This window comes from Tateyamaria sp. LSS28, from assembly GCF_059611725.1.
In genome coordinates, this window is sequence record NZ_JCAPFI010000001.1 from 387,793 (window position 1) to 413,476 (window position 25,684).

Here is a 25,684-nt window from a genome sequence, read left to right on the forward strand (position 1 = left end):
TCGAATCATTTTTTATTGTTTTACGTTAAACTTTAGTAGCCATATAGGAAACGCAGATGCAAGACACTTTGATCGCCCGACGGGCACGACAATTCGAATGGGCAACGATCGGCCTGTTTACGCTGCTGGTCGTTGCAGCCGTCATTGCCATTGTTGACGGGGGGCTGTCCGTTGCCGACCTGCGCGAAGAATTTGACACCAAGAACTTCCCAGAAACGCCCAGCGCCTGGGCGGTCACCCTGTGGCGCACAATTGAAATTGCGTCTTATGCCCTGTTGCTGTGGGTGCTGTGGTGCGTCCGGGGGTGGTTGGCCGCCTGTGCCAATGGCGACACGTTCCAAATCGATACGGCGCGGCGTGTGTTGCGCATTGGTCAAGGGCTTCTCGCCCTCGCCATTGTCGAGATTGTGAGCAACACCGTGATCATCCTGGCCCTGACCTGGAACAACCCCGCTGGTCAACGCACCTTGTCCATTGCCATCGATGGCGGGGGGCTGTTCCTGTTGCTGGCCGCAGCGCTGTTAACCATGTTTGGATATATTCAGTCAGAAGCGGCCCGACTGATGGCTGAGAACAGGGAATTCATATGACCGGAATCATTGTCCGCCTCGACGTGATGATGGCCATGCGCAAGGTGAAGGGCCGCGACCTTGCGGCCCGGATCGGAATCACAGAACAGAACCTGAGCCTGCTGAAATCCGGCAAGGTCAAAGGCATCCGCTTTGAAACACTGGCCAAGCTGTGCGAAGCGCTGGACTGTCAGCCGGGCGACTTGTTGGAGGCCACAACGCCGGATACGTCCTGACGGCATTTCGCCTCGCCGTCAGGACCAAACCAACGTCTAACCCAGTTGCACGGCAAACTCTGTGAAAACGTCTCCACTGACCGCCGGACCATGCCCGAACGCCACCCGCTTCGGCCCCAGCGCCGCCAACTTACGGATCGAGGCGCGTGCAGCGTCCATGTCCCACGTTGCGATCCCCAAGGGCAATCCAAGGCGCGGTGTGGTAGTGAACAGGTTCATGCCCACCGCTGCATCACCTGCGATCAACACCCCATCGGACGCACGCCAGAACGAGATGTGACCCTTGGTATGCCCCGGCGTTTCAATCACCTCGAACCCGCCAACCCGGTCCCCTTCGATCAACGTCCGTGCCACGGGATGCCCTTCGCCAGCAAAGAACCTTTGCTGCATCCGCGCCATCAGCGATCTGGGATTTGGAAACGAGCCCAGAACATACCCCGTTTCCGCCGCCTCCCGTTCCGCCGGATGACACATCAACGACAGGTTCAAAGCCCGGCACACCTCGGCCGTGGCGCCCTGATGATCCGGGTGGGCATGGGTCAGGGCATGACCCGACATCGCCTTTCCGCGCAGGGCGCGCAGCAGCTTGGGACCGGACCGCTTTATCCCGGCATCCACCAACACGTCGCCCAACAGATAGCAATTCACTGACTGGCGCGGCATCACCGGAATTTGCCACGCCCCTTCCCCAAGCTGAATCATAACCCTTCGCCCTCGTCACTGCCCTGCCCCAACAGCCGCACTTCGCGCTGCGGGAAGGGGATAGAGATGTTGTTCTCTTTGAAAATGTCCCACAGCGCCAGATACACGTTGCCGCGGATGTTGGTCAGGCCCCCTGTGGGGTCTGTGATCCAGAAGCGCAGGATATAGTCGACGGAACTGTCGCCAAATCCCACGATGTGGCACACGGGCGGACGCGAGGATAGAACGCGTTCCACACCCTTGGCCGCCTCAATCGCCAGCTTGCGGACCTGATGGGGGTCACAGCCATATGACGTGCCGAAATAGATATCGAGGCGCACAAACTCGTTCGAATGGGACCAGTTGACCACCTGTCCGGTGATCAGATCCTCGTTCGGGATCAGGTATTCACGGCCATCGCGGGTCACGACCGATGCGTACCGCGCCCCCAGGGTCTGTATCCATCCAAACGTATCGCCCAGGCTGATCACGTCGCCGGGCTTGATAGACTTGTCGAGCAGAATGATGACCCCGGACACAAGGTTCGACACCACCTTCTGCAGACCAAAGCCCAAGCCCACACCGATGGCACCCGACAGCACCGCAAGGCCCGTCAGGTCGATGCCCAGCGCCCGCACCCCCGCATAGAAGGCGATGGCATAGAATACGATCTGCACGACCTTGACGATCAGCACCCGCATCGAGGGCGAGATATCCTCGTTCGCCTGAACGCGGTTCGACGTTGTGACAGTGATGAACCGCGCCAATGCGAACAGACACCCGACAACCACAATGCCCTGCACCACCAGCAGGGCCGAGATGCGCATATCGCCAATTGAGAATGCGGCGGCGTCCAGTACCTCCGATGCCTCGTCCACGATGCCCAGCACGTAGAGGGTCACGTAAATCCACGCACCATAGCGCACCATGCGGCGCAGGAAAATCGAACGGATCAGGCGTGTCGCAAACACAACCAGCAGCCACGCCGTGGCAAGGGTCGCGATCAGGCCAAGGACATAGGATCGCGATGGCCACGTCACCTCGCGCATGATCCAGACCAGCATCCAGATAAGAAGGACGAAGAACATGGCACGCAAACGCTGGTGCACGACCACCAGCACACGCATGCGCCACTTGGGCCAGCCTTCGCGCGTACCCATCCAAGTGCGGATGGGTGGCCCCAGCCAGTGACGCAGCAAGTGGGCCAGCACAAAGACCGCCAGCGCCATCCCCAACTGATACGCCACCCAAGGGCGCAGCAACGACATGGCGAAACTCTCGGCATAGCTGAACATCGTCACCAGCAGTGACCATGCAATCTCGGTCAGGGTTTGCCCATCCGTGGACTGTCCGGCCACCGCAGCCTCGGCCGCGGAACTCAGCGCGTTGGCAATATCATTGCCGCTCCCGTCCGTGTGAGTGGTCATGCCCGCCCTCCGTTATCGGCAGCATGCAATGCCAGACGCACACGATCAATCGCGCCTCGCTTGATCGGCACATGGAATCCCGTTATCTGGCAAATATGACCCGCCTCTTTGACATGGATGACCGCGCACGTCTGCGCGAACGCTTTTTCGGGGCGACGCACACGGTGCTGGCGCGCCTATAAGGCTGCCCATCCCTCATCCATCTCGAATACAGCCAATCCAAGGGAGAGGACCAACCATGTCCCCCAAGACACTCTATGACAAAATATGGGATGCCCACGTCGCCCACGAGGCCGAGGACGGCACCTGCCTGCTCTATATCGACCGCCACCTCGTGCACGAAGTGACCAGCCCCCAAGCCTTTGAAGGGCTGCGCATGGCAAACCGCCCTGTCCGCGCCCCGGACAAGACCATTGCCGTGCCGGACCACAACGTGCCGACGACGCCCGGTCGCGAAGACCCCAAGAACATGACCGAAGACAGCGCCATTCAGGTTGCCGCCCTCGACAAGAATGCCAAGGACTTTGGCATTCACTACTACCCCGTATCGGACGTCCGTCAGGGTATCGTGCACATCGTGGGCCCTGAACAGGGCTGGACCCTGCCCGGCATGACCGTCGTTTGTGGTGACTCGCACACTGCAACGCATGGCGCATTTGGCGCACTGGCCCATGGCATCGGGACCAGCGAAGTGGAACACGTGCTGGCGACGCAAACGCTGATCCAGAAAAAGTCCAAGAACATGAAGGTCGAGATCACAGGCAAACTGCGCCCCGGTGTCACGGCCAAAGACATCACGCTGTCGGTCATCGGTGAAACCGGGACAGCCGGCGGCACCGGCTATGTCATCGAGTATTGCGGCGAAGCGATCCGTGACCTGTCGATGGAAGGGCGCATGACCGTTTGCAACATGGCGATTGAAGGCGGCGCGCGGGCTGGCCTGATCGCACCGGACGAAAAGACCTTTGAATACGTCAAGGGCCGTCCCCACGCCCCCAAAGGCGCGCAGTTCGAAGCGGCGATGGAGTGGTGGAAGACACTCTATTCCGATGACGACGCGCAGTGGGACAAGGTCATCACGATCAAAGGCGAAGACATTGCACCTGTCGTCACATGGGGCACCTCGCCCGAGGACGTACTGCCGATCACGGCCAATGTGCCATCGGCCGACGATTTCGAAGGCGGCAAGGTCGGCGCGGCCCAGCGCTCACTTGACTACATGGGCCTGACACCCGGCACGCCGCTGTCAGACATCGAGATCGACACCGTCTTTATCGGGTCCTGCACCAATGGCCGGATCGAAGACCTGCGCGCCGCAGCCGAGATTCTGAAAGGCAAGAAGATCAAGGACGGTCTGCGCGCCATGGTCGTACCAGGCTCGGGCCTTGTCCGTCTTCAGGCAGAAGAAGAAGGGCTGGCCGACATCTTCAAGGACGCCGGTTTCGAATGGCGGCTTGCGGGTTGCTCGATGTGTCTGGCAATGAACCCCGACCAGTTGGCCGAAGGCGAACGCTGCGTATCGACGTCGAACCGGAACTTTGAAGGGCGGCAGGGATACAAGGGGCGCACGCACCTTGTGTCACCTGGCATGGCGGCAGCGGCAGCCATCACTGGCAAACTCACCGACGTGCGGGAGATGATGTAATGGAAAAGTTCGAAACCCTGACAGGCATCGCGGCCCCCATGCCGCTGGTCAATATCGACACCGATATGATCATTCCCAAGCAGTTCCTCAAAACGATCAAGCGGTCCGGCCTTGGCGCGAACCTCTTTGACGAGATGCGTTTTGATCGGCAGGGCAACGAGATCGCTGATTTCGTGCTGAACCAGGACGCCTATCGCAGCGCCGAGATCCTCGTCGCAGGTGACAACTTCGGTTGCGGGTCTTCGCGCGAGCATGCCCCTTGGGCAATCAAGGATTTCGGCATCCGCTGCGTGATCTCCACTTCGTTTGCCGACATCTTCTACAACAACTGCTTCAAGAACGGCATTCTGCCCATCGCCCTGCCGCAGGAGGCCGTTGACGTGCTGATGAAGGACGCGGAAAAAGGGGCCAACGCCCGCATGACCGTTAATCTCGAAAATCAGACGGTGACCACATCAGATGGTGAAAGCTTCAGCTTCGAAGTGGACGCGTTCAAGAAGCACTGCCTGCTCGAAGGCCTGGACGATATCGGCCTGACAATGGAAAAGGTCAGCAGCATCGATACCTTCGAGGCGCAAGCCGCTCAGGCCCGTCCGTGGGTCTAAGCCTGCGTTAACCAAAAAGTGGCATAGCGGTTGCGCACCGCTATGCTACCCAAGCGCTCTGCACACAACATGTTGGGGTGCACGTATACCGTGCCAAAATCCCGCCTCAGAAATGATGCACAAAGGCACCACACCGTCCCTCAAAATGACCAAAGGTTTGCGTTTCATTAACCCTAAGGCTTGAGAGCCCGGGTCAATCAAGGCAAGAATGTGTCGAGAATGAGGCACCCGCCTGACCCGGTGGGATCAAGTTGGAACAAGTCGCGGCAACGTATCGGGACTGGCCAGTTTGAAGGGAAAAAGAGACGTGATCGCACGATTGTCAGGCGCCGCTGTGCGCGGTTTTTTGGTATCATTGATGATTGCCATACCAGCACTCGTTGTGCCCGGCGCATCCATGGATTCCTCGCAAGCCACTATCCTTATTGCACTTCTTGCCGCTTTCCTGACATTTGTCGAATACAACTCGACAAGCCCGAGTATCGTTGAGTTCCGTGACGCGGCGCCGTTTAACCGTCTGCGCTTTGCCGCGCTCATGGCAACCGTATTCCTGCTCAGCCTGATCTGCCGCGGCAAAACAGACCCCACCTTGCTGACCAACGCCCTCACATCCGTCGGCACAATCATCGGCAACAGCATCGACTTTCCCTACAGCCCAGTACGCCTTGTTGTACTGATGCTGCCACCGGACGCACATGACAGCGTCGTGCAATCGGTCCGCACAGCGGCCGGCCTTGCCTACCTCATTTCGCTGACCGCCATGGCCGTCTTTCTGTTTCTTGTGCGGGTCATGGGTTGGCCATCGCGCAACGGGTCATTCAATGTATGGGTCAACCTGCCCCTGTTCGATCCAACGGCTGGCGGCGATGTACTGTATCGCCTAAACCGCGACGCACGGATCAATATCGCGCTCGGATTTCTGCTGCCGTTCGTAATACCTGCTGTGGTCAAGATGGCTGCCGACCTGCTAAACCCGATCACGCTTGAGAACCCGCAAACCCTGATCTGGACGATGAGCGCATGGGCCTTCCTTCCTGCCAGCATGATCATGCGCGGCATCGCGATGCAGCGGATCGCCGAGATGATCCGCGACCAGCGCAAGCGAGCCTACGCCAACGCAGATACGGATTTGCTTCTGGCCTAATCATCGCATTCATCGCCCTGCTGTTCGGGGCGATGGCGCAGGCGGACACGCTTCGCATCGCGACTTACAACACTGAATTGCAACGGGACGGTCCGGGCCTTTTCCTGCGTGATCTTGCGCGTGGAGAGGACGACCAAATCGCTGCGGTACTGGCGGTCCTTGCCCATGCCGACGCAGATGTTCTGGCGCTTCAGGGGATCGACTATGACTTGACCGGTGAAGCGCTGAGCCGCTTGGCCAAGGTCGCGGGATACCCCCACCATTTCGCTTTGCGCCCGAATACAGGCATACCCACCGGGTTGGATATGGATGGCGATGGTCGGCTTGGCGGCCCGCGCGATGCGCAAGGCTACGGGCGGTTCTCGGGACAGGGTGGCATGGCAATCCTGTCGCGCTTTCCGATCAGGGCGAACGACGTGGAGGACCTGTCATCTCTCCTATGGGTGAACCTGCCCGATGCACTGCGTCCTGAAGTGAACGGCGCTGCATTTCCGTCAGAGCAGGCACTGGCTGCACAACGCCTGTCTACGACCGGCCACTGGATTGTCCCGATTGACGCGCCAGCCGGTACATTTCACTTGATGACCTTCCATGCCAGCCCGCCGGTTTTCGATGGTCCCGAAGATCGCAATGGGAAGCGCAACCATGATGAGATCAGGCTGTGGCAGCACGTATTGGATGGCCGGGTCAGCGCGGCCCCACCCGGCCCTTTCGTCGTTGCCGGTGATGCGAACCTGGATCCGGATGATGGCAGCGGGCTACACGATGCTATCCGGAACCTTCTTGCAGATCAGCGACTTATAAATCTGTCCCCGCGGGGACACGCTGGCACTGACACCGTGGATTGGGATGATCCGATACCGGGAGACCTGCGCGTCAGCTATGTGTTGCCCTCGACCCATTGGCGGGTTGTGGACAGCGGGGTGCTTTGGCCTGCCCCGGATGACGCGTTGGCCGACACCGTAGCGACAGCAAGTCGTCACAGGCTGGTTTGGACGGACCTGACCCTTGACCCCGCCGACGGTGGTGAGTAGGCGAAACCCCAAGCAATCAAAGGAGTTTCGTCCATGTCCAATCCGTCGATCTTGATCCTGCCCGGCGACGGCATCGGCCCCGAAGTCATGGACCAGGTGACACGTGTCATCGACTGGTACGGCGCGAAACGGGACCTCGCATTTGACGTCTCCACCGACCTTGTGGGCGGTGCAGCTTACGACGCACATGGCACACCCCTGCATGACGATACGATGGCACGCGCGCAAGAGGTTGACGCGGTTCTGCTGGGCGCCGTGGGTGGCCCGAAGTACGATGATCTGGACTTCTCGGTGAAGCCGGAACGCGGCCTGCTGCGCCTGCGCAAAGAGATGGACCTGTTCGCCAACCTGCGTCCTGCGCAGTGCTTTGACGCTTTGGCCGACTTCTCGTCCCTGAAAAAGGACATCGTGGCCGGTCTTGACATCATGATCGTGCGCGAGCTGACCTCGGGCGTTTACTTTGGCGAACCCCGCGGCATCTTCGAAGAAGGCAATGAACGTGTTGGCATCAACACGCAGCGCTATACCGAAAGCGAGATCGAACGCGCTGCCCGCTCGGCTTTTGAACTTGCCATGCGCCGGAACAAGAAGGTCTGCTCGATGGAGAAGGCCAACGTGATGGAAAGCGGCATCCTGTGGCGCGAGGTTGTGACCAAGGTCGGCGAGGAATACCCCGAGGTCGAGTTGAGCCACATGTATGCTGACAACGGCGCGATGCAGTTGGTGCGTGCGCCCAAACAGTTCGATGTGATCGTGACCGACAACCTGTTCGGCGACATCCTGTCCGACTGTGCCGCCATGCTGACAGGCTCACTGGGTATGCTGCCCTCCGCGTCGCTGGGCGCACCGATGGCCAATGGCCGCCCCAAGGCGATGTACGAACCCGTCCACGGATCGGCCCCTGACATCGCTGGCCAGGGCAAGGCGAACCCAATCGCCTGCATGCTCAGCTTTGCCATGGCGCTGCGCTATTCCTTTGACCAGGGCGACGAGGCTGCACGTCTGGAAGCCGCCATCGAGAAAGTGCTGGCGGACGGTGCCCGCACGGGCGACCTGATGGGACCGGAAGGCGGCACGCCGCTATCCACTGCCGAGATGGGCGACGCGATCCTCGCGGCCCTCGACGCCAGCCTCTAATCCCGCGCAGGCGCGCGAAGCACATTTCGCGCGCCGCGTCAGGGCAGGAATTCCTGACTTGGGACAACATGACGCGATCACCACCTCGTGATCCGTTGAGTAACGGACCAAAGGATTTTCCATGTTCCTGTTTTCCCTGCGTGCCGCATTGTGCGGTCTTGTACTTGGCGGCCTTGCCGCTTGCGACGTCGCATACCCGGTCACCGTGATTGGCGACAACGGCATGACCTTTCGCGGATCAGCCACCGATACGTTCCTTCATGGCGGCAGCTTTCAGGCCACCAATGGCAACGCAGTCTGCACCGGCACCTACGACAAATTTGCAGATATCAGCACAGTGAGCTTCCCTGTTGTGTGCAACAACGGGCTGCGCGGCGTGGGCACCGCGTATTTCCAGTCTCCGACCTCAGGGTCCGGTTTCGTCACAATGACCGATGGCAGCCAGTGGCAGTTCATCTTTGGCCGCGGCGCGCTGGCGCTTTAAGGCTCATGGCCCTGCGGGCCGGTGGACATCGCCCGGCCCGCGGCGTTAATGGGACAAAAGCATAGTTATCAAAAAAAAACGCCATGTCCTCGAACGCCAAGGGCGCATTGCTCGCCCTCATCGCCTTTGGAATATTTTCGACCCATGACGTCTTTATCAAGACGTTGGGGGCGACCTATTCCCCGATCCAGATCGTGTTCTTCAGCGTTCTGCTCAGCTTTCCACTGGCGACGATCATGCTGATGCGTGACGCCAAGCCTGGTACATTGGTGCCGGTGCATCCGTGGTGGATGGCCCTGCGCACCGCAGGGGCGGTCATCACCGGTGTGTCGGCATTTTATGCTTTTGCAAACCTGCCGCTGACGCAAACCTACGCCATCCTTTTTGCGACCCCGCTGCTTATCACGGTTCTGTCGATCCCCATCTTGGGCGAGAAAGTTCGTCTTCCCCGCTGGCTTGCCGTCATCGTGGGGCTGGCCGGTGTCATGGTGGTACTGCGTCCTGGCACGACCGACCTGACACTGGGCCACTCAGCCGCGATCATCGCCGCTTTTGCCGGTGCTTTTGCATCAATCGTCGTACGCAAGATTGGCGCCGAGGAGCGCACGGTTGTCTTGCTGTTGTATCCGATGGTCGGCAACTTTCTGGTGATGGGCGCGGCCCTTGCCTTCGTCTACGAACCGATGCCGATCGAGCATCTGGGCATGCTGGCCGTCATCTCGGTCATGGCCTGGATCGCCGGTCGCTTCATCATTGCCGCATACCAGACCGGAGAAGCCGCAATCGTGGCGCCCATGCAGTATTCACAAATCCTGTGGGCAACCGTTTATGGCCTCGTCTTTTTCAACGAGGTGCCAGACAGCTACACCGGGGTCGGTGCCGCGATCATCATCGCGTCGGGCCTGTTCATCGTGTTCCGCGAAAGCCGGTCCGGCAATTCGGAAAACAAGCCAGTTCTGCGCACCCGCAGCCGTATCGGTACACCGGGCGCATTTCGGGTGAGCAGCCTGATGACCAGCGGTCGCTTCCGCGACGAGCCTCTTGCCAAAACACCGGACGGGGAGTAATTCGCCCGGCACGGTCGGAGTGTAGCTCAGCCTGGTAGAGCACTGTCTTCGGGAGGCAGGGGCCGGAGGTTCGAATCCTCTCACTCCGACCAATTGAAAAACGTTGAGCGCTAGACAACGTAGACCTTCAAGTCACCAAGTATGCTACAGTTCCGGAATGCACGTGAGGAAAGTATCCTTAGCGAGGCGAGAACACCAATTCCAGACGGCGCGACCTGATACTCTCAAGGTACTCAAGAGACAGCGAGCGGACAGTGCATATCGAGTGTTTCTGTCGCAACCATTCTGAATGGAGTTTCAATCGATAGTCCCCATTCACAACAACCCTAGACCCGTGGCTAGCCGCGATCACGCGCCATGGCGATGGCATCTGCCACGGCTCGCACAGTTTGTCCGCGCAACGGGCCTGATGCGCAGAGTTCCCATATGCCTCTGTCTTTGCAGAATTGGTTCTGCGCTCTTATGGTCGGTGCGGTCATCTCTGCGGTGATACGACCCGAATAGTACCCAAGGCCGCGCAGCTCCTTCTGAAGTACACGAACCCAAGCGTTCTTGTTGATCCAAAACGCCGTACTTGCGACGCGCGCATAGTGTTCGGTTTCGGTGTCTTGCAGTACCTTTTCGGTCTCGATCCAGAACCGACCCGGGTTCAGGTCAGCAGCCAGCCGAACCCGTTCCATCAACAACGTGCGCCGCTGGATGCCGGGTACGCTTATCAAGGCTTCGCGTTGCCGGGTGATCTGGCTCCGTTTGTCTTGCGCGCGGGTCAAATAGACAAGTGCCGCTTCCGCAAACCGTGCATCCCCCTCAAGACCAATTTGCACGACGCGTTTTACAATGTGATCCGGGGCTTGTCCGCGGATGCGGTTCCAGTTGTATCTTAACAAGAGATCGCGGGCAGCGTTTGCATCACCATCACGCGCCAACACACGCAGCATATGCTGGCCCAACGCAGGATCTGATGCCGCACCAAATGCCCGATCGATATGCGCGGTACCCAGCAGTCGTGCTGTGCCCGGGTGCTGATCGCGCGCTGCCTGTTGCAACAGGTGCAATGCAGCGTCTGCATGACCCAGTGCCAATTCTACCCGCGCCAGCGACGCAAAAGCCCAACGGTGTCCGCTTGCAGTTGCGTGTTGATACCACTGCCGTGCGGCCGTCAGATCTTTGTGCGTCCCCAGGCCATGTCGATAGTAGTAGCCAACCCGATTGGCCGCCGGGATGTGTCCCGAGTGCGCCAACACCAACATTGCGTCAAAGGCGGCTTCCGGATCATGCGTCTCCTGCGACTGGATCGCGTCGAACTCCGAACGGCTGATGTCAGATTGGACAGCCGACGACAGCATCAGCACCAAAATAAGGGATCCAAGAACAGAGGGCATATGACATTCCTTTTCCGTGTGCGGCGGCGCACTGTTCGAACGCCGCCTGGAGTCGATCAAAAAATCAGCAGGTCAACCACGCCATCAACGAAGGCGTCTCCGATGTCAGCATGATCGCGGACCAGGATGCTTTGCGCACCCGTCAGAGAGATCAGCAGGTCTCCGTTTTCGTGCTGCTCGATATGCTCTGCGGCCCAAGTCTCGATGTCAGAAACAGCCATGCCAAAGCTGAAATCAGTCAGATCGATCACGTCCGCGTTGCCGCCATAGATGTTGACGTCGGTGATCTCGTCACGAAAAAAGCTGTTGGTAGCGTGGAACACAAAAACGTCGCTGCCTTGACCACCGGTGAGCATGTTGCGACCACTGCCTCCGAAAAGAACATCGTTTCCAGTGCCTCCATCCAGGGTGTCACCCCCCGTGCCACCGTCCAGCGTGTCATTGCCCCAGGACCCTGCCAAAATGTCCTGACCTGCGCCTCCAAACAAAAGATCGGTACCTGCCCCGCCGTTCAGAACGTCGCCGCCCGCGCCCCCGTCGAGGGTGTCTGCGCCGTTTCCGCCGCCAAGCGTGTCCATGCCAGCGCCACCGTTCAGAATGTCGTTGCCCTGCTGCCCCTGCAGCAGGTCGTTGCCAGCGCCGCCGGACAGTTCGTCCGAACCTGCGCCTCCGTGCAAGTCATCCGCGCCACCGTCGCCAAACAGGGTGTCTGCACCCTGACCACCACGCAAGGTGTCATTGCCTGCGCCACCCGACAAAAGGTCATCATCGGCGCGGCCGTACAGCGTGTCAGACCCATTTCCGCCAAAGAGCTGGTCGTTTCCAGATGCGCCGCCCAAGCGGTCATCACCGTCGCCCCCAATGACGGTGTCATCACCATCGCCGGCCCAGATTTGATCTGCTCCGTTGCCGCCATCAATATCGTCGCTGCCAGAGCCGCCAAAAAGCATGTCGTGACCGACACCACCCGAGAGGATATCGGAGCCCTCTGCCCCGTGCAGCCTGTCGTCACCCGCGCCGCCGTCCAAGGCATCGTCACCCGCGCCGCCATAAAGGCCGTCTGATCCAGTGCCCGACAAAAGTACGTCAGCCCCTGTTCCGCCATAGAGCCGGTCAAAGCCTTCTCCACCCTGCAATGTGTCATCGCCCTCGGCGCCGATCAGACGATCATTGGCATCGCCACCATGCATCAGGTCGTTTTCGGCGCCTCCATACAGTCGGTCGAGGCCGGCACCGCCCGTCATCGTGTCGGCACCCGCACCACCATAGAGCCGATCGTTACCCGACCCGCCGTCCATGTGGTCATTGCCCAAGCCACCCCAAAGGCGGTCGTCAATCCCACCGCCTGCACCGCCGCCTGTACCACTGGTTTCACCACCGATCAGAACGTCATGTCCCGGGCCACCGAACAACCGATCGCTGCCCGTGGAGCCGTTGACTGTGTCGTCACCCGCGCCGCCGCGTACCGTGTCGTTGCCAGCCCCGGCATCGACCACATCTTCGCCCGCTTGGGCATAGACCTGGTCGGCGCTGTTGCCTGATGTGATGATATCGTCAGCGGCTTTGCCATGGATCCGGTCCGGCCCTGCGCCGCCATTGATCATATCCGCCTCAGGTGTGCCGTAGATGTGTCGTGTCATAGTCTGTATTCCTCATTTCTGGGTTGGGCGTGCGCTTGCACGCGCCTTTGATGGGGCCGTCAGGCCACGCGAATGGGTTTGTCCGGTACGATGTCGAGACGGATGACACGTTCGAGGTCTTCGGCGCGGACATCGATCAGGATGCTGAGCATCGACTCGAGAGTGAAATAGGCGCGTAGAACGCGGAACATCAGGTACTCCGGCAAGGCGAAGATGCCCTTCGGAACGCCGTTCAACAGCGAGGCCACGACTGCCATGATCGCTGGGGCGCCCGTAGTAACGGCCACGATGGATTGCCAAACAATTGGGCTCATGGCGTTGAAGCCCAAGCCCCATTCGAGGCTGCCAAATATGATCAACGGCACCAGCATGGCCCGCCGGGCTGAATTGATCAGCATGTAAGGCAGTATGACCTTGCCGCGCAGTGTTTTGCCGCCGCCGTAGATCAGGTCCCGGCATCGCGATGAGATGTGGTAAATCGACCGAAACCACCGCATCCGTTGTTCACGCATGTGGCTGTAGGACGACGGGACCTCGGACACGTAGCGCAGTTTGGGGTCCACCACCGAGTGAAAGCCCAATTCGCCAATGCGCAGCGAGATATCGGTGTCTTCGCCGTTCATCCCTTCGACGAAACCACCGAGGTATCGGGGATGATGCGTGCGGTAGACCACGAACATTCCAGGGATGCCGACGACGCCGTTCACAGCACCCATTGCCACGGAATAGAAGCCATGTTTGACCAGCACTTCGAGCAAGCGGGCCCGATCAAAAAGGGCGCCCCCCGGGGGCACGGGTACACCCCCCACGACACCGACGCTTGGATCCGTGAAATACGGCATGGCCCGGGTGAAATTGTCTTCGCCCACCAGTGTGTCTGCATCGACGCGCACCAGAAACTCGGTTTCGCATGCATCAAGCCCTGCATTCAGCGCGTTGGACTTTCCGGGTTTGGGCACATTGATTACACGCCCCTTAGCGGCTTTGCAGGCAGCCAGCGTTTCACGAGCAATCTCTTCGGTGTCGTCGGTAGAGTTGTTGTTCATGATCAGGATGTGAACGTCACCACCGTAGTGGGTAGCCGCGCGGTCCATGGCGTTGATCGTGTCGCGGATGATGTAGCTTTCGTTGTGTGCAGGCACGATGACCGACACGGGCGGCTTGAACTCTGGCGTCTTGGCCGTCAGCACGTCGTAGATTGCCAGCAGATAAAGCTGCCCGAAGAGCACAGGCAGGAACAGGAAAACGCCCGGGCCGATCCCGCCCAACAGAGTCCAGTCGCGCATCAATTGCACAAGGTAAAGGTCCATCCCGCCCACCCAGATGGCGACGCCAGCCGCGATCACGATGGTCACGCCAAGGCGGACAAACGCCCTGAGCTGGCTGACGGGTATATGTTCGATCCGGATGCGGGCCGGCATGAAGCCGCGCTCCAGCAGCTTGAAGGAATAGACGGCAAAGCCGAACAAACCTGACGTGATCGCGCTGAAATGCAGCGACAAAGACGATCCGATCAGATGGTGCGCGGTCGCATTGGCCAAATCGAACACGGCACAACCAGCCAAAAAGGTCAGCACCATGTCCATCCCGAAAAGCAGACGGCCGCGTGCGTCGCCAGAACTGAAAGCGGCGAAGGCTACAAAGAACGAAATCAGGAAGATGCGGATCGCGATGGCATGGCGACCGGTATGCTGGGAAAAAACATAGTCATGGTTTGGAAAGATCTGGGCAACCGTGTCGGTGTTGATCAGCCAAAGCTGAACCGCAGCCAACACGGTGAAAACGGCCAACATGCGTGGCGCCTGCCACACGGAAACAGGGCCCGCGAACCGTTTCGGCGCACTGTCGACCGAGATGTAGTTGATCTGTTCGCGCTTGTCGTCGGCGGTGGTCATGACGCCACCCCGCCAATTTCGATGCCAGCCGGGGCGATCAGCAAAAAGGCGCGTGTTGCGGGCAAACCTTGGCCCGGTTGCAAAGGGCGCAGATCGACGGTGCCAGTGTCAGCGCCTTGGGTCAGAACCCATACTGATCCGCTCTCTGGCAAGGACGGACGCATGTCACCCGGGTTCACAATAACAATGTGCGCTGTCTGCAGCGCGGGTTTTAGCGTGGCGGATGGTGGCGCGATCTGCGCCAGCCAACCGGCAACTTGTTCTGCTTGCACAGCGGTCAGCGACGCCGTCAAAGAAACATGGATGGGATCCAGCGCTGCAAGCATTGTGCGCAGGTCATCAATGGGTCCTGCATAAACATCTTCGCCTGGCACCAATTGCGTTTCCGGCAACATCTCTGCCACCAACTCGGGACCTTGATCGCACACACCGTTCCGCTCGGCGTTAGTGGTGGCGACGATCTCAATCTGGTTGTGCGCAGCTTGCCAGTCCGCTGGCAGATCGATGCGGGCCTCGTATTCCCTTTGCTTTGACTTGAAGCTGTCCTGCAGAAGCAAGCGATTGTTCAGTGTCACCGTAAGTGACCACAGGTGATCGCCGAAAAGATCGCCAAGAGCCAGTCGTACGTCTAGGTAAGCCGGAATGCGCTGCTTGCCACCGTCTTCGAGCGAGTAGCGCGCGCGCCAAGCCGTGGCGTGATGAAACCTGCGCGCACCGGCATTCACACCGCTCTGCGCCAAGGCTTGGGGATCGTCCACGGTGGGTGCAGAAGCGCCGGAAACAGTCGCCAACACCTCGCGCAGGGCAACCGTAGTCAGTGCGTCCTCTTCGCCTGCCGCCAGAAAAAGGATGCGCAAACCATGCCGCTTTGCATCCACGCCCAGCAACAGACGGCGCAACTGTTCGTCCTGTTGCAGCCACACAGGCCACGACACCCGCACCACATCGCCCCACGCGTGGACGCGGTCTCGGGCACTGACAAGCGGTTCATTCAATGTGAGGTGAAGAGCGCTGGTCGTCTCGATCTCGACGATGGCGGCGATACCGTCTTCTGGTCCGCACTGCTGTTGGGTGTCAGTGCCTTGCAGTGAGAAAGAGACGACCAGCTGGTCACCCGCAAAATCCGACAGTGACAACGGAATTTGCAGGGACCGTCCCGCCTCGCCCGGACGCAGCAACAGTTCGCCCCGGCGGGTATTGTGGATCGAGATGCGCAGCACCCCTTCCACCCCGGCCAGAACCTGAGTTGTCGCATTGATTTGGAGGTATCCGGACGTCGGGCGTGCATCTTTGGGGAAGGTGAACGCGACGCTTTGATAGGCGGGAAAACCAGCCAGGATCACGGGGTGATCCGGGTTGGATCGAAGAATTTCAGCCGTGTCGTTGCCCGGGGCCGATGCCGCCAGGCGGTGTTCGAACACCAGCTGCGGTCCGGCTACGATCTGCCGGACCATGTGTTGACCTTGTTCCAGAATGTTCATGGTTGAAAGCAGGAGGGCAACGCCTGCCAACAAAAAACCCATAAGCCCAATGCCGATCATGCGCATGGCTGTCACCGTTTGGTTGAAATTGAGATATCTCTCTCACGCGGGGCCCACCTCCAAGCAGGCGCAGCGTGAGAGAGGGTTGATCAGGCCGCTTTGCGTGCTTTCGGAGGGACGACGCCCGGGCGCTGATTGTCGGTCCACGTCGACACACAGGGGATCATCCGGCGAATGCAGCGGTCGGCGTATTTGGCCGCGATCTGCTGCGTTTCGTCGATTAGGCCCTGTGCCAGCGTGACCGGTTGCAGACCCAGAGAGAGAAAGGTCTTGTTCGAGACGCGCAGGTCATTTTCGGCCGCCTCGTTGCGGGGATTGTCCACATAGGCAATGGATGCGCCTGATGCGTCTGCCACCAGTTTTGCCAGCGACCGCACTGTGTGGGTTTCGGTCATCTGGTTCAGGATTGCGACTTTGCCGTCCTTGGCGGGTGGATTGTTAACGGCCAAGGCAAGGCATTTCACCGTGTCCTGAATATGGATGAACGCGCGGGTTTGACCGCCGGTGCCATGCACCGTCAGGGGGTGACCAACCACCGCCTGCATCAGAAACCGGTTCAGGACGGTGCCATAGTCGCCGTCATAATCGAAACGGTTGATCAGACGTTCATCAAGGCGGGTCTCTTCCGTCTGGGTCCCCCAAACAATACCCTGATGCAGGTCCGTGATGCGCAGCCGGTCATTCTTGGCATAGAACTGGAACAGCAGCTGATCCATGGACTTGGTCATGTGGTAAACGCTGCCCGGATTTGTGGGGTACAGAATGTCCCGCTTCATGATCTGCTTGTCATCGCCGGGGACATAGACAGGCAGGTAGCCTTCGGGAATTTCCAACCCGTCATCGTCATAGCCGTAGACCCCCATGGTCCCCAGATGGACAAAGTGTGGGTCCAGGCCCAGCTCGACCGACGCGGCGAGCAGGTTGTGTGTGCCGGAGATGTTATTGTCGACCGTGTAACGCTTTTCGCTCGCGCCTTTCATCGAATAGGGGGCGGCGCGCTGTTCGCCGAAATGGATGATCGTGTCGGGCTTGCTGGCTGCCAACAACGCGGTCACTGCGTCAAAGTCGCGGGCCACATCGATGTTTTCAAAGCGGATGGTCCGACCGGTATGCTCTTTCCAGGCGGCAATGCGATCTTCCATGGATGCGATGGGGGTCAAGCTGTCCGCCCCCATCTGCGCGTCGATTTGACGGCGCGATAGGTTGTCGACGATGGTGATGTTGTGCCCCTGTGCCGACAGGTGCAGTGCCGTGGGCCAACCACAAAAACCGTCGCCACCAACCACAATAATGTCTTTTGAATATTCCATGTCTTTGTTCCCTCAGATGGGCCCCTCCAAGCGGCCCGTTGTAAGATGAACAAAGATTTACGCCCCTGACGCGCCATGCGCTGGGGTGAGGGGGTATAGGCCTCGGGGAATTGGAGCAGGACAACTATCCCAAAGAATAGTGCACCTGTGCTTATGGTGTCTGAGATGCGTGCTGCAACACCGCGTTCACCCGGGTTTGAGACGTTTCTTTTTCCGCCTCCAGGCGACACACCCAAGAATCGTAATCCTGCAAGGCTTCGGCACGCGCTTGAGTTTCCATGTCGAACAGGATCGCTTCTAGATCCGACTGGCCCAACAGCGACGCCGCGCCCTTTGCCCTGTGCACTGCCTCAGCCAGCGTGGCCTGATCCGGCATTGTGACTTGCGCGCGCAAGAGGTCGAACAAGTTCGTCATTTCACGGAAAAAGGCGTCTGCGGTGGATCGCACTTTGTCGGGGCCTAACAGGTCAATCATTTCCGTCAGCGCTTCGGGGTACTGCACACCGTCCAGTCTGGAGGTCGGGCCTGCCGACACTTCAGACAACACACTGTGAAGGGCGTCCAGCCGAATAGGTTTGGTATGGAACCGGTCCATGCCTGCATCAACGGCCTGCTCGCGGTACTCTTCGCGCCCGTGGGCCGTCAGGCCGACAATCAAAGTGTTTGCGTTCCTGCCACCGTCAGACCGCAAATGCCGGGTCGCTTCGATACCGTTCATGACAGGCATGCTGATATCCATAAAGATGATATCGAACGCGGTCGCGTTGGCGCGTTCGATCGCGTCAGCGCCGTTCACGGCCTCCTGCACGGAATGCCCCATCGAATGCAGCATGTCGCTTAGCACACTGCGATTGATCGAATTGTCTTCCACAATCAGAACCGAACAGACCTTGTGACTGGGCCGATCATCCTCGCCCGTCGCGGGTGCCTTCTCCGACACCGCTTCGCTGCGTTTCAAAGGCAGAGAAAGAACAAAGGTTGAGCCTTCGCCCGCGACACTCTTGACCGACACATCGCCCTCCATGGCGCGGGCAATGCGGCGTGAAATAGACAGGCCCAGACCATCACCGCGAGCCTGACGTCCCTCGGCAGCGGCATGAGCAAAGAAGTCCTCGAACACCTGTTCGTGTTGATCGGGCGCAATACCAATGCCTGTGTCGGTGACCGCAAAGCGTAGGGAAGACGTATCAGGCCCGTGGATTCCGGCGACGTCGACCGTGATGCCTCCCTGTTCCGTGAACTTGATCGCGTTGCCAATCAGATTGGTCAGGATTTGCCGGATGCGCCCTGCATCGGCATTGTACGGCCCACGCATCGCAGGCGCGATGTCGAGCATAATCGACAGCCCCTTTTCCCGCGCCAGTGGTTCGAACATGTCGATGACGCCCTGCATCAGAGCGGTAAGCCGGAATTCCTGCAGGTTCAGTTGCAGATTGCCCGTTTCAATCCTAGTGATGTCCAGCGCTTCATTGACATGCTCCAGCAGTACCTCGCTTGATGAGGTTGCGATGTTGGCATAGCGTGTTTGTTGATCGTTCAGAGCAGTTGTCTTCAGCAAGTCGAGCACGCCCAGAATACCGTTCAAGGGTGTGCGCATCTCGTGGCTCATTACTGTCAGGAACTGCGACTTCGCCTTGTCGGTGCGTTCGGCGCGATCCCGGGCATCAATCAGCTTTTGCTCGTTGATCTTTCGTTCGCTGATGTCGCGGATATAGGCGATGAACGTAACGTTATCTCCGTCCTGCGCGGTCGTGATGTTCAACTCGACGGGAAACTCCTCGCCCGACTTCCGCAAGGCGGCCAGTTCCACCCGCCCGGCATCGACGACCCGCGGCTGGCCGGTTTTCAGATACCGTCGCATGCCGTTATGATGCGCATCCCGCATACGGTGTGGAATGAAGGTGTCTTCCATGGTCAGGCCGATTATCTCGTCCCGCTGCCAGCCGAACACACGTTCGGCAGAGCGATTAAATCCGATGATCCGCCCCTCCACATCCGCAGTGACGATGGCATCAAGAGAGGCAGCGACCGTCGACGACAGTTGTTTTGAGGACGCTGAAAGCGCTGCATCGCGCCTGGCCGCACGCAGCAACAGCCTGTCCAATACGACCATCAGGCCGGCCATCAGGATGAGAAGCACAATGGCGACACCGCCAGTCCTGATCAGCTGGCTCGCAAACTGGGCGCGCCGTGCCTCGGACCGTTCCGCCCCCAACCGGATACCCAACAACGCGATATCCCGGACAGCGGGTCTCACATCCCGCACGTCACGTTGCAATTGGGCTACAGCCGCATCATCCAGTGCCCCCGTCGCATCCAGCACGGCAATCGCCTGTTCTGCAAAGGTATTGATCGGTGCGATCAACGCGCCGGCCTGCTGGCTTTCGCCAAAGATCTCGGCCGACCGGCCCGAGTTGATGATGTTCAGGCGGCTCAACGCAATGTCGATCCGCAATCGCACCTCATCCTCGGGATAGGTTCCTGCAACGACCTGATCCGTCAGCATAGCATCAAGGTTCGCAAACTCCGTGTCTATCTGCGAGATGCTCCACTGCGTGTTGTCCCCCGCGGCGCGGGACAGGGCCTGGACCTGTGACACCAGGCTTGTCACCATCACAGCCAACAAAAGAAAGAGCAGGCAAATGCCTGCTAGAACCGAAAGCCGGTAAAGGTTCAGCTTTTGCGTCATAAGTGGCCTCGTTTCAGTCGATCCCAGCCTATGCGCTTGGGTGCTGTCAATCCACGACCTTGAGACGGTTCAGTTGCCAGATACTGAGCGAATAGATCGTCTCGGTCTGGTACTTGGGGTCTTGGTCGTATGGAAACACGATCCAATAGGGCCCCTTATCCCGCACTGACATCACGTTGCCATCCATACGAGTGGCGATGATAGGTGCGGTTTCCTCAAGCTGGGCCAGCGGCATAGTTACCTTGTAGTCGTTCAGGGCAACCATCTCGACCGCAGTGCCTTGTGCGCCAACGGACTCCAGCACAGCAGCCAACGGCGCACCCGAAAAGGTGACCGCCCCATCGGTCCAGATCGTGGACGTCGTGAAAGACTGCTGTGGCAAGGCGTCAAGATCGGCAAGCTCGAGTGTGACCGGATCAGACTGCGTGGCATCCGCGGTGATCTGCAACCCGGTAACGGATTGCGCCATGGCCGACGTGTGCCACCCCAAAAGCAGTACGAAAAAAAAGGTGATGGCCCGTAAGTGGTGACGCTTAACCATTTTCATTCCTCGATGATCCAGTGCCCTACCCCTAAATACCCGGGACGATCAGGTCATCAGGGCATTGGCATAGGCACCTATACCAAAGTATAGTTTCGTCATGGTTTGGTCAGGATTTCGGGTGAAAAGTTGCAGGGAGTAAAAGAGTTGCAGAAATGCCCAACATTCTGATTGCTGACGATCACGACCTCGTACGCGACACCATCGCCGCGTATCTTGAAACCGTTGATGACTTTCACGTGCAAACGGCAGCCAGCCTGGATGATGCGCTGACCAAGATGCGCGGCTTGGATGCGGTTGATCTGCTCATACTAGATTACAACATGCCGGGCATGAATGGCCTTGCCGGTCTGGACAAGGCACGGGGACAATTCCCTGCAACCAAGGTCGCGTTGATGTCCGGGGTCGCCAATCGTGACGTGGCCAATAGCGCGATGGCAAACGGGGCACACGGGTTCATCCCGAAGTCGCTGACGGCTGTGTCCTTGGTCAATGCGATCAAGTTCATTCTGTCAGGTGAACGATACTTTCCGTTCGATTTCGGCACGGGTGATACGCGCGCAAAGCCATCAGGCGCCTTTGCCACACTGTCGGATCGCGAAATGGAGACACTGGAACAACTCTGCATTGGGCTGTCAAACAAAGAGATCGCACGCAATCTCGGCGTGCAGGAAGTTACGGTCAAACTGCACGTCAAGAACGTGCTCGCGAAACTCGGCGTGTCGAACCGAACGCAAGCTGCCCTGCTGGCAAAAGAGCATCAGCTGTTTTGAAACATCCCGCAGAGGATTAGAAAACCAAGCAAAAAGCGTGCTCGACAGCTTGGCGCACTCGCCCAGCAGGGATGCGCAACCGGATCAATCCGATGTTGGCGGGGCTGCACACGCAACGCTGTCGGACAGTATTTCATCTACTGCAGAGGCGGACTTGTTCAGTAAAACCGCAGACAATTCATCTACGGGCGTTACACGGTTCACATTGTAAGCCTCAAGCGTCGCAAAATCTGGGATGCTGTCCCAGTGAAGCGATAATCGGTGATCGTGTACGACATCAGGACAAGGGCGGTCTTGAGCATGGAAACATGCACGATCCACCATGCCCGGTTTGGCTGCGCACCAAAAATGCAAACATGACGCCCAGAACCCGGCCAAACCCAAGACATAGTATATTGTGGGTGCGCCAGTTCAGATTTCGCAAAGCAGGCAGGTCCACAGAATGTCGATGCATCGCCACCACGCTATGTGAAAACTCTAACTGCTGTCTCGCAAAGCTTTCAGTCGTTGTCGGAAAGCCGCCAGATATCTTGCTCTCCAAATCCACGGATGGATCTGGCGCCCACGTTCTCAATGTCGAACTGATCCTTGATCGTATGCGCCACTGCGTCTTGCACTGTAATCTGCATGGGCTCTGAAAACTCCTGCAGACGCGAGGCAAGGTTCACCGCAGGGCCAAAGATGTCATAGACGTACTTTTGAATGCCCACGACCGAGCCAACCACAGAACCCGTGGAAATGCCGATGCGGCACCGCCACTGGTGTGGATGGCTCAAGTTGCGCCGCATCAGGTACCGCACAAACCGGATGGCCGTGTTGGCAATTGCCTTTGAGTGATCGGGGGTAGGATCAGGCAAACCCGCGACAGTAATGTAGGCATCACCGATTGTCTTGATGCGCTCACAGCCGAACTGCTCACCAATGCGATCAAATGCACTGTAGATGTCGTTCAATTCCGTGACGGTCACACTCGGGTCTTGTGACGCGACCATGTCCGTAAACCCGACAAAGTCGAGCATCAGAACAGAAACGGGATCGTACATCTGAGGCGTCACGACGCCAAAGGTCTTGTATTCCTCGTAGACAGAGCGGGGCATGATGTTCAGCAATAGCTTTTCTACCTGCTCCTTCTCCCGTTTGATTTCTCGCGTATTGCGCTCAACCATCATCGAATAGGAATCAATCATCGATTCCAGTTCCTTGATGCGCGTGATGTTCTGGCACACGAGAACAAGCATATCGCCCTCGGCTACGGTAAAGTCCAAGGCGATGACCATTGTCCGGCGTTTTTTCTTGAACCGGATTTCCGATGTGTGGCGCCCGGTCCCAATCAGGTTTTCAGACATCGCTTGGACATCAAGCTCCGGGAAAAGCTGTTGTAGCTGCGTGGGTTGATTTTCGCCACCAAACCATTCGTCAAACGTATCGTTGCGGAATCCGAATTGGAGGGTTTTGCGATCCAAAAGTGCAACACCTACCCCAATTGCGCGAAGCAGTTGTTCGTTTATCGCTTCAATGGTCATGGATCACCTAACAATCAAAGGGCGGCGTTTGCCGAATTCCGCCACGACGGTTTCGACATCGTCACTTGCCATTCCGTGCCCGAGCAGTGTTTCACGCAGCAGCGTTTCAAGCTCGTCGAAATGGGCATCGGTGATGTCCAGATGCGCGTGTAATTGTTGCAGTTGTTTGTCTGTATAGGCCGCAGGGCCACCCAGCAGGGACGCGATAAACTTGGTCTGGTGATCCACGATCCGAGACATATCGACGTCGTCGAAAAACGGGCCAATTTCTTCGTTGTCCAGAAGGCTGTCATAGAAGGAAAGCACGATCTTACTGACCTGTGAAAACCCTCCGTACGACTCGTACAGCGTGCGTTCAGCCATCGAAAATCCTTTCGGGCAAAGAAATGTCGAAAATACTCATCCTCAAACAAAGATGACTAATTCTCGTTTGGCAAGTTAACCGAGGTCCAAGCCGATCCTGGGTGGAAGCCCCCCGACAGAACCACTCAGGGGGCTTTGGTTGCTTTATCAATGGCTTAATGACGTCCTAGAACCACCTCGGCATATTCTGAAGAGACGCACAGCGCGTCGCCGGTCGAGATGTCGAATTTGTCGATAAGTGCCACGATGTCCGCCCGTAGGGCTGTCTGGCCTTCTGAATCCAGCGCTTCAAACGCCTTTTGCATCGGGCCATAGAACATTCGAAAGTAGTCGATGAAATGCGCGGCAGAGCGGTAGCGGAACAAGAAGTTCTTGCACTGGAACGAAGATACCTCGCACGACTTGCCAAAGGTTTGGGCAAGCCAATCCCGACTGCCCCACAACGCGGGTGATTTGACGCCGGCAGGCGGCGGCACATGCTGTCCGATCGTCTTGAACAGCTGTCCGATGAAGCTGTTAGGCGTCCAGTTGGCCATCCCGATCTTTCCACCCATCTTGACCACCCGCTGAAGCTCCGCGGCGGATTGCTGTTGGTTTGGTGCGAACATCACCCCGAAGGTGGATGCGACTGCATCAAAGGACTGATCCTCGAACGGCAGATTCTCTGCATCGGCGACCTTGTAGTTGACAAACAGGCCCTCCGCTTTTGCACGCGCGCCGCTCGCATCCAGAAGCTCGGGCACGTAATCCGTCGACGTGACGTTGCAAAAGCGGCGTGCAAAGGCCAGCGTTGCGTTGCCATTGCCGGCAGCCACGTCCAGAACGGTCGCGTCCGCATCCATATCCATTGTTTCGGCAAGCTCCTCACCGGTGATTTGCAGGGTTACGCCAACCTTGCTGTAATCTCCCGATCCCCAAGCCACACTTTGCTTGGCCTTGATCGCGGTGTAGTCCGTTGCGGTATCGATCATCACTTGAGTGCCCATCGTTCGTCTCCTTTGGGTGTTGAGCTGGCCATCCACCAGCAGTTTCATTCGGTCGTTGGGTTTGCGTCATGCAGCCACTTGGCTTGGCCACCTGCACGGCGCAGCGGGCCGTTCAACGCTCGCGACATGTTCGAGAATTCTTGAATTGACCCATTCTGGCTGGAAGATGGGCGCCATGTGTCCAAGTTCCGGCAGCAGTGCGATACGCGCCTTCGGCAATGCCTTTGCGATGGCAACAGACACGTGCTGTGTGACGTCAGGCGAATCCAAACCTGTCATGACCAGGGCCGGTATCGACAGGTTGGACAAATCGGAAAGCGTCCAGGTTTCTGCGAACCCATGAGCAAAATCCGTCATGATCGAAGAGATCATTCCAGCGAACCGTTGCTGGGCAACATCGGGCAGACCCGCCCAGAAGCCATCGCCATTCCAGAAGTCCAGGAAGTGCTGCATCCCCGCTGGCACGTCGTCTTCCAACGCGGCGATATTCACCTGTGCTGAGATGCTCTGGATTTCTGCAAACAGGCGTTGCTCCACAACGTTGCCGCCTTTCAAAAAATGGAACGCCGCCGGTTCATAAAGCGTCAGGCTCTTCACGAGATCCGGGCGCATCAAGGCGACCTTGATTGCAATGCCGCCCCCATTTGAGTGGCCAACCAGGTGCACCGGCCCTCCGATTTCTTCGATGGCCGAGATGACTGGGGTGGCAGAAAATGCGCCGCCCTTCTGAGAGAAATCTCCGACCAAGGGCGCACGACCGTAACCGGGAAGATCAAACGCATGCACGTTGAACCGATCTTTCAGGTCATCTGCGAGCCGGCGCCATTGGCTGCTGCTTGAAGCTGAGGAATGCAAGGCGACCACGGCGGCATTGCCTTGATCAATTGGCTGATATGAAAATGTCATTGTTCTGATCCAAATGCGTTGTCGATGGACAGCATCTGGTGGTCGTATGTTTCAGTGCGATGTCTGAATAGGTGGTGCCGTGTTTCATTTGTTGCATATCGGAGTT

Annotated in this window: 24 protein-coding genes and 1 tRNA gene; 12 read left to right on the top strand and 13 right to left on the bottom strand. The window is 58.4% G+C overall.

Annotated features, from left to right (window positions below; genetic code table 11):
* Positions 1–56 precede the first annotated feature (56 nt).
* Positions 57–590 carry a hypothetical protein gene (locus AC53L6_RS02105; protein WP_472729150.1) on the top strand — a complete coding sequence of 178 codons (534 nt, stop codon included), beginning with the start codon at positions 57–59 and terminating at the stop codon, positions 588–590.
* Entirely contained in the window at positions 587–805 is a 219-nt protein-coding gene (locus tag AC53L6_RS02110; protein WP_299552460.1) for a helix-turn-helix domain-containing protein, read from the top strand. The genes AC53L6_RS02105 and AC53L6_RS02110 overlap by 4 nt, the downstream gene beginning before the upstream one ends.
* A 36-nt stretch (positions 806–841) precedes the next feature.
* On the opposite strand, the gene AC53L6_RS02115 is transcribed toward AC53L6_RS02110, so the two are convergent.
* Together AC53L6_RS02115 and AC53L6_RS02120 are read right to left on the bottom strand one after the other, a co-directional pair.
* On the bottom strand, positions 842–1,507 hold the full coding sequence (locus tag AC53L6_RS02115; RefSeq protein WP_496906625.1) for an MBL fold metallo-hydrolase: 666 nt from the start codon (positions 1,505–1,507) through the stop codon (positions 842–844).
* Positions 1,504–2,913 carry a mechanosensitive ion channel family protein gene (locus AC53L6_RS02120; protein ID WP_496906626.1) on the bottom strand — a complete coding sequence of 470 codons (1,410 nt, stop codon included), beginning with the start codon at positions 2,911–2,913 and terminating at the stop codon, positions 1,504–1,506. The genes AC53L6_RS02115 and AC53L6_RS02120 overlap by 4 nt, the downstream gene beginning before the upstream one ends.
* 71 nt (positions 2,914–2,984) lie before the next feature.
* Here AC53L6_RS02120 and AC53L6_RS02125 point away from each other — a divergent pair, with 71 nt between their 5' ends.
* From AC53L6_RS02125 to AC53L6_RS02165, 9 genes are all read left to right on the top strand, one after another.
* A complete protein-coding gene (locus tag AC53L6_RS02125; RefSeq protein WP_189370022.1) occupies positions 2,985–3,095 on the top strand; it encodes an isopropylmalate isomerase in 111 nt (36 codons plus the stop codon).
* 56 nt (positions 3,096–3,151) lie between these two features.
* A complete protein-coding gene (leuC, locus tag AC53L6_RS02130; RefSeq protein WP_496906627.1) occupies positions 3,152–4,558 on the top strand; it encodes a 3-isopropylmalate dehydratase large subunit in 1,407 nt (468 codons plus the stop codon).
* Positions 4,558–5,163: a 3-isopropylmalate dehydratase small subunit gene (gene leuD, locus AC53L6_RS02135; protein WP_496906628.1), complete on the top strand. Its 606-nt coding sequence runs from the start codon at positions 4,558–4,560 to the stop codon at positions 5,161–5,163. The genes leuC and leuD overlap by 1 nt, the downstream gene beginning before the upstream one ends.
* Positions 5,164–5,470: 307 nt before the next feature.
* Positions 5,471–6,307 carry a hypothetical protein gene (locus AC53L6_RS02140; RefSeq protein WP_299207908.1) on the top strand — a complete coding sequence of 279 codons (837 nt, stop codon included), beginning with the start codon at positions 5,471–5,473 and terminating at the stop codon, positions 6,305–6,307.
* Positions 6,308–6,339: 32 nt separating this feature from the next.
* Positions 6,340–7,341 carry an endonuclease/exonuclease/phosphatase family protein gene (locus AC53L6_RS02145; RefSeq protein ID WP_496906984.1) on the top strand — a complete coding sequence of 334 codons (1,002 nt, stop codon included), beginning with the start codon at positions 6,340–6,342 and terminating at the stop codon, positions 7,339–7,341.
* 33 nt (positions 7,342–7,374) lie between these two features.
* On the top strand, positions 7,375–8,478 hold the full coding sequence (gene leuB, locus AC53L6_RS02150) for a 3-isopropylmalate dehydrogenase (RefSeq protein ID WP_299600038.1): 1,104 nt from the start codon (positions 7,375–7,377) through the stop codon (positions 8,476–8,478).
* A 121-nt stretch (positions 8,479–8,599) separates the two neighbouring features.
* A complete protein-coding gene (locus AC53L6_RS02155) occupies positions 8,600–8,962 on the top strand; it encodes a hypothetical protein (protein WP_299207911.1) in 363 nt (120 codons plus the stop codon).
* An 83-nt stretch (positions 8,963–9,045) separates the two neighbouring features.
* The gene (locus AC53L6_RS02160; protein WP_496906629.1) at positions 9,046–10,029 is read left to right on the top strand and encodes a DMT family transporter; all 984 of its coding nucleotides are present in this window, start codon (positions 9,046–9,048) and stop codon (positions 10,027–10,029) included.
* Positions 10,030–10,044: 15 nt separating this feature from the next.
* A tRNA-Pro gene (locus tag AC53L6_RS02165) sits at positions 10,045–10,121 on the top strand.
* Positions 10,122–10,367: 246 nt separating this feature from the next.
* On the opposite strand, the gene AC53L6_RS02170 is transcribed toward AC53L6_RS02165, so the two are convergent.
* From AC53L6_RS02170 to AC53L6_RS02200, 7 genes are all read right to left on the bottom strand, one after another.
* Positions 10,368–11,411 carry a tetratricopeptide repeat protein gene (locus AC53L6_RS02170; protein WP_496906630.1) on the bottom strand — a complete coding sequence of 348 codons (1,044 nt, stop codon included), beginning with the start codon at positions 11,409–11,411 and terminating at the stop codon, positions 10,368–10,370.
* 56 nt (positions 11,412–11,467) lie between these two features.
* Positions 11,468–13,051 carry a calcium-binding protein gene (locus AC53L6_RS02175; protein ID WP_496906631.1) on the bottom strand — a complete coding sequence of 528 codons (1,584 nt, stop codon included), beginning with the start codon at positions 13,049–13,051 and terminating at the stop codon, positions 11,468–11,470.
* Positions 13,052–13,110: 59 nt separating this feature from the next.
* Positions 13,111–14,946 carry a glycosyltransferase family 2 protein gene (locus AC53L6_RS02180; RefSeq protein WP_496906632.1) on the bottom strand — a complete coding sequence of 612 codons (1,836 nt, stop codon included), beginning with the start codon at positions 14,944–14,946 and terminating at the stop codon, positions 13,111–13,113.
* Positions 14,943–16,493 carry a cellulose biosynthesis cyclic di-GMP-binding regulatory protein BcsB gene (locus AC53L6_RS02185; protein ID WP_496906633.1) on the bottom strand — a complete coding sequence of 517 codons (1,551 nt, stop codon included), beginning with the start codon at positions 16,491–16,493 and terminating at the stop codon, positions 14,943–14,945. The genes AC53L6_RS02180 and AC53L6_RS02185 overlap by 4 nt, the downstream gene beginning before the upstream one ends.
* A gap of 83 nt (positions 16,494–16,576) precedes the next feature.
* Complete coding sequence (locus AC53L6_RS02190) at positions 16,577–17,797, bottom strand: NAD-dependent epimerase/dehydratase family protein (RefSeq protein WP_299744849.1); 1,221 nt, start codon at positions 17,795–17,797, stop codon at positions 16,577–16,579.
* 151 nt (positions 17,798–17,948) lie between these two features.
* Complete coding sequence (locus AC53L6_RS02195) at positions 17,949–20,486, bottom strand: hybrid sensor histidine kinase/response regulator (protein ID WP_496906634.1); 2,538 nt, start codon at positions 20,484–20,486, stop codon at positions 17,949–17,951.
* Positions 20,487–20,532: 46 nt separating this feature from the next.
* A complete protein-coding gene (locus tag AC53L6_RS02200; RefSeq protein ID WP_496906635.1) occupies positions 20,533–21,027 on the bottom strand; it encodes a putative pterin-binding protein in 495 nt (164 codons plus the stop codon).
* A 155-nt stretch (positions 21,028–21,182) separates the two neighbouring features.
* Here AC53L6_RS02200 and AC53L6_RS02205 point away from each other — a divergent pair, with 155 nt between their 5' ends.
* Positions 21,183–21,800, top strand: a complete 618-nt coding sequence (locus AC53L6_RS02205) for a response regulator transcription factor (RefSeq protein WP_299207956.1) — start codon at positions 21,183–21,185, stop codon at positions 21,798–21,800.
* Positions 21,801–22,300: 500 nt separating this feature from the next.
* Here AC53L6_RS02205 and AC53L6_RS02210 read toward each other — a convergent pair whose 3' ends face one another.
* From AC53L6_RS02210 to AC53L6_RS02225, 4 genes are all read right to left on the bottom strand, one after another.
* Complete coding sequence (locus tag AC53L6_RS02210; protein WP_496906636.1) at positions 22,301–23,323, bottom strand: adenylate/guanylate cyclase domain-containing protein; 1,023 nt, start codon at positions 23,321–23,323, stop codon at positions 22,301–22,303.
* A 3-nt stretch (positions 23,324–23,326) separates the two neighbouring features.
* The gene (locus tag AC53L6_RS02215) at positions 23,327–23,686 is read right to left on the bottom strand and encodes a group I truncated hemoglobin (RefSeq protein WP_496906637.1); all 360 of its coding nucleotides are present in this window, start codon (positions 23,684–23,686) and stop codon (positions 23,327–23,329) included.
* A gap of 155 nt (positions 23,687–23,841) precedes the next feature.
* Positions 23,842–24,672, bottom strand: coding sequence for a class I SAM-dependent methyltransferase (locus AC53L6_RS02220; RefSeq protein ID WP_496906638.1), 831 nt, complete (start codon positions 24,670–24,672; stop codon positions 23,842–23,844).
* Between the two features lie 66 nt (positions 24,673–24,738).
* Complete coding sequence (locus AC53L6_RS02225) at positions 24,739–25,578, bottom strand: alpha/beta fold hydrolase (protein ID WP_496906639.1); 840 nt, start codon at positions 25,576–25,578, stop codon at positions 24,739–24,741.
* Between the last annotated feature and the right edge of the window lie 106 nt (positions 25,579–25,684).

Excerpts from the sequence above, each read along its gene's own strand:
- AC53L6_RS02110 (WP_299552460.1), top strand. The coding sequence starts at position 587 with ATGACCGGAATCATTGTCCGCCTCGACGTGATGATGGCCATGCGCAAG.
- AC53L6_RS02145 (WP_496906984.1), top strand. The coding sequence starts at position 6,340 with ATGGCGCAGGCGGACACGCTTCGCATCGCGACTTACAACACTGAATTG.
- leuD (WP_496906628.1), top strand. The coding sequence starts at position 4,558 with ATGGAAAAGTTCGAAACCCTGACAGGCATCGCGGCCCCCATGCCGCTG.
- AC53L6_RS02195 (WP_496906634.1), bottom strand. The coding sequence starts at position 20,486 with ATGACGCAAAAGCTGAACCTTTACCGGCTTTCGGTTCTAGCAGGCATT.
- AC53L6_RS02125 (WP_189370022.1), top strand. The coding sequence starts at position 2,985 with ATGGAATCCCGTTATCTGGCAAATATGACCCGCCTCTTTGACATGGAT.
- AC53L6_RS02180 (WP_496906632.1), bottom strand. The coding sequence starts at position 14,946 with ATGACCACCGCCGACGACAAGCGCGAACAGATCAACTACATCTCGGTC.
- AC53L6_RS02175 (WP_496906631.1), bottom strand. The coding sequence starts at position 13,051 with ATGACACGACACATCTACGGCACACCTGAGGCGGATATGATCAATGGC.
- AC53L6_RS02205 (WP_299207956.1), top strand. The coding sequence starts at position 21,183 with ATGCCCAACATTCTGATTGCTGACGATCACGACCTCGTACGCGACACC.
- AC53L6_RS02225 (WP_496906639.1), bottom strand. The coding sequence starts at position 25,578 with ATGACATTTTCATATCAGCCAATTGATCAAGGCAATGCCGCCGTGGTC.
- leuB (WP_299600038.1), top strand. The coding sequence starts at position 7,375 with ATGTCCAATCCGTCGATCTTGATCCTGCCCGGCGACGGCATCGGCCCC.
- AC53L6_RS02160 (WP_496906629.1), top strand. The coding sequence starts at position 9,046 with ATGTCCTCGAACGCCAAGGGCGCATTGCTCGCCCTCATCGCCTTTGGA.
- AC53L6_RS02215 (WP_496906637.1), bottom strand. The coding sequence starts at position 23,686 with ATGGCTGAACGCACGCTGTACGAGTCGTACGGAGGGTTTTCACAGGTC.
- leuC (WP_496906627.1), top strand. The coding sequence starts at position 3,152 with ATGTCCCCCAAGACACTCTATGACAAAATATGGGATGCCCACGTCGCC.
- AC53L6_RS02200 (WP_496906635.1), bottom strand. The coding sequence starts at position 21,027 with ATGGTTAAGCGTCACCACTTACGGGCCATCACCTTTTTTTTCGTACTG.
- AC53L6_RS02185 (WP_496906633.1), bottom strand. The coding sequence starts at position 16,493 with ATGCGCATGATCGGCATTGGGCTTATGGGTTTTTTGTTGGCAGGCGTT.
- AC53L6_RS02115 (WP_496906625.1), bottom strand. The coding sequence starts at position 1,507 with ATGATTCAGCTTGGGGAAGGGGCGTGGCAAATTCCGGTGATGCCGCGC.
- AC53L6_RS02220 (WP_496906638.1), bottom strand. The coding sequence starts at position 24,672 with ATGGGCACTCAAGTGATGATCGATACCGCAACGGACTACACCGCGATC.
- AC53L6_RS02105 (WP_472729150.1), top strand. The coding sequence starts at position 57 with ATGCAAGACACTTTGATCGCCCGACGGGCACGACAATTCGAATGGGCA.
- AC53L6_RS02120 (WP_496906626.1), bottom strand. The coding sequence starts at position 2,913 with ATGACCACTCACACGGACGGGAGCGGCAATGATATTGCCAACGCGCTG.
- AC53L6_RS02170 (WP_496906630.1), bottom strand. The coding sequence starts at position 11,411 with ATGCCCTCTGTTCTTGGATCCCTTATTTTGGTGCTGATGCTGTCGTCG.
- AC53L6_RS02155 (WP_299207911.1), top strand. The coding sequence starts at position 8,600 with ATGTTCCTGTTTTCCCTGCGTGCCGCATTGTGCGGTCTTGTACTTGGC.
- AC53L6_RS02210 (WP_496906636.1), bottom strand. The coding sequence starts at position 23,323 with ATGACCATTGAAGCGATAAACGAACAACTGCTTCGCGCAATTGGGGTA.
- AC53L6_RS02190 (WP_299744849.1), bottom strand. The coding sequence starts at position 17,797 with ATGGAATATTCAAAAGACATTATTGTGGTTGGTGGCGACGGTTTTTGT.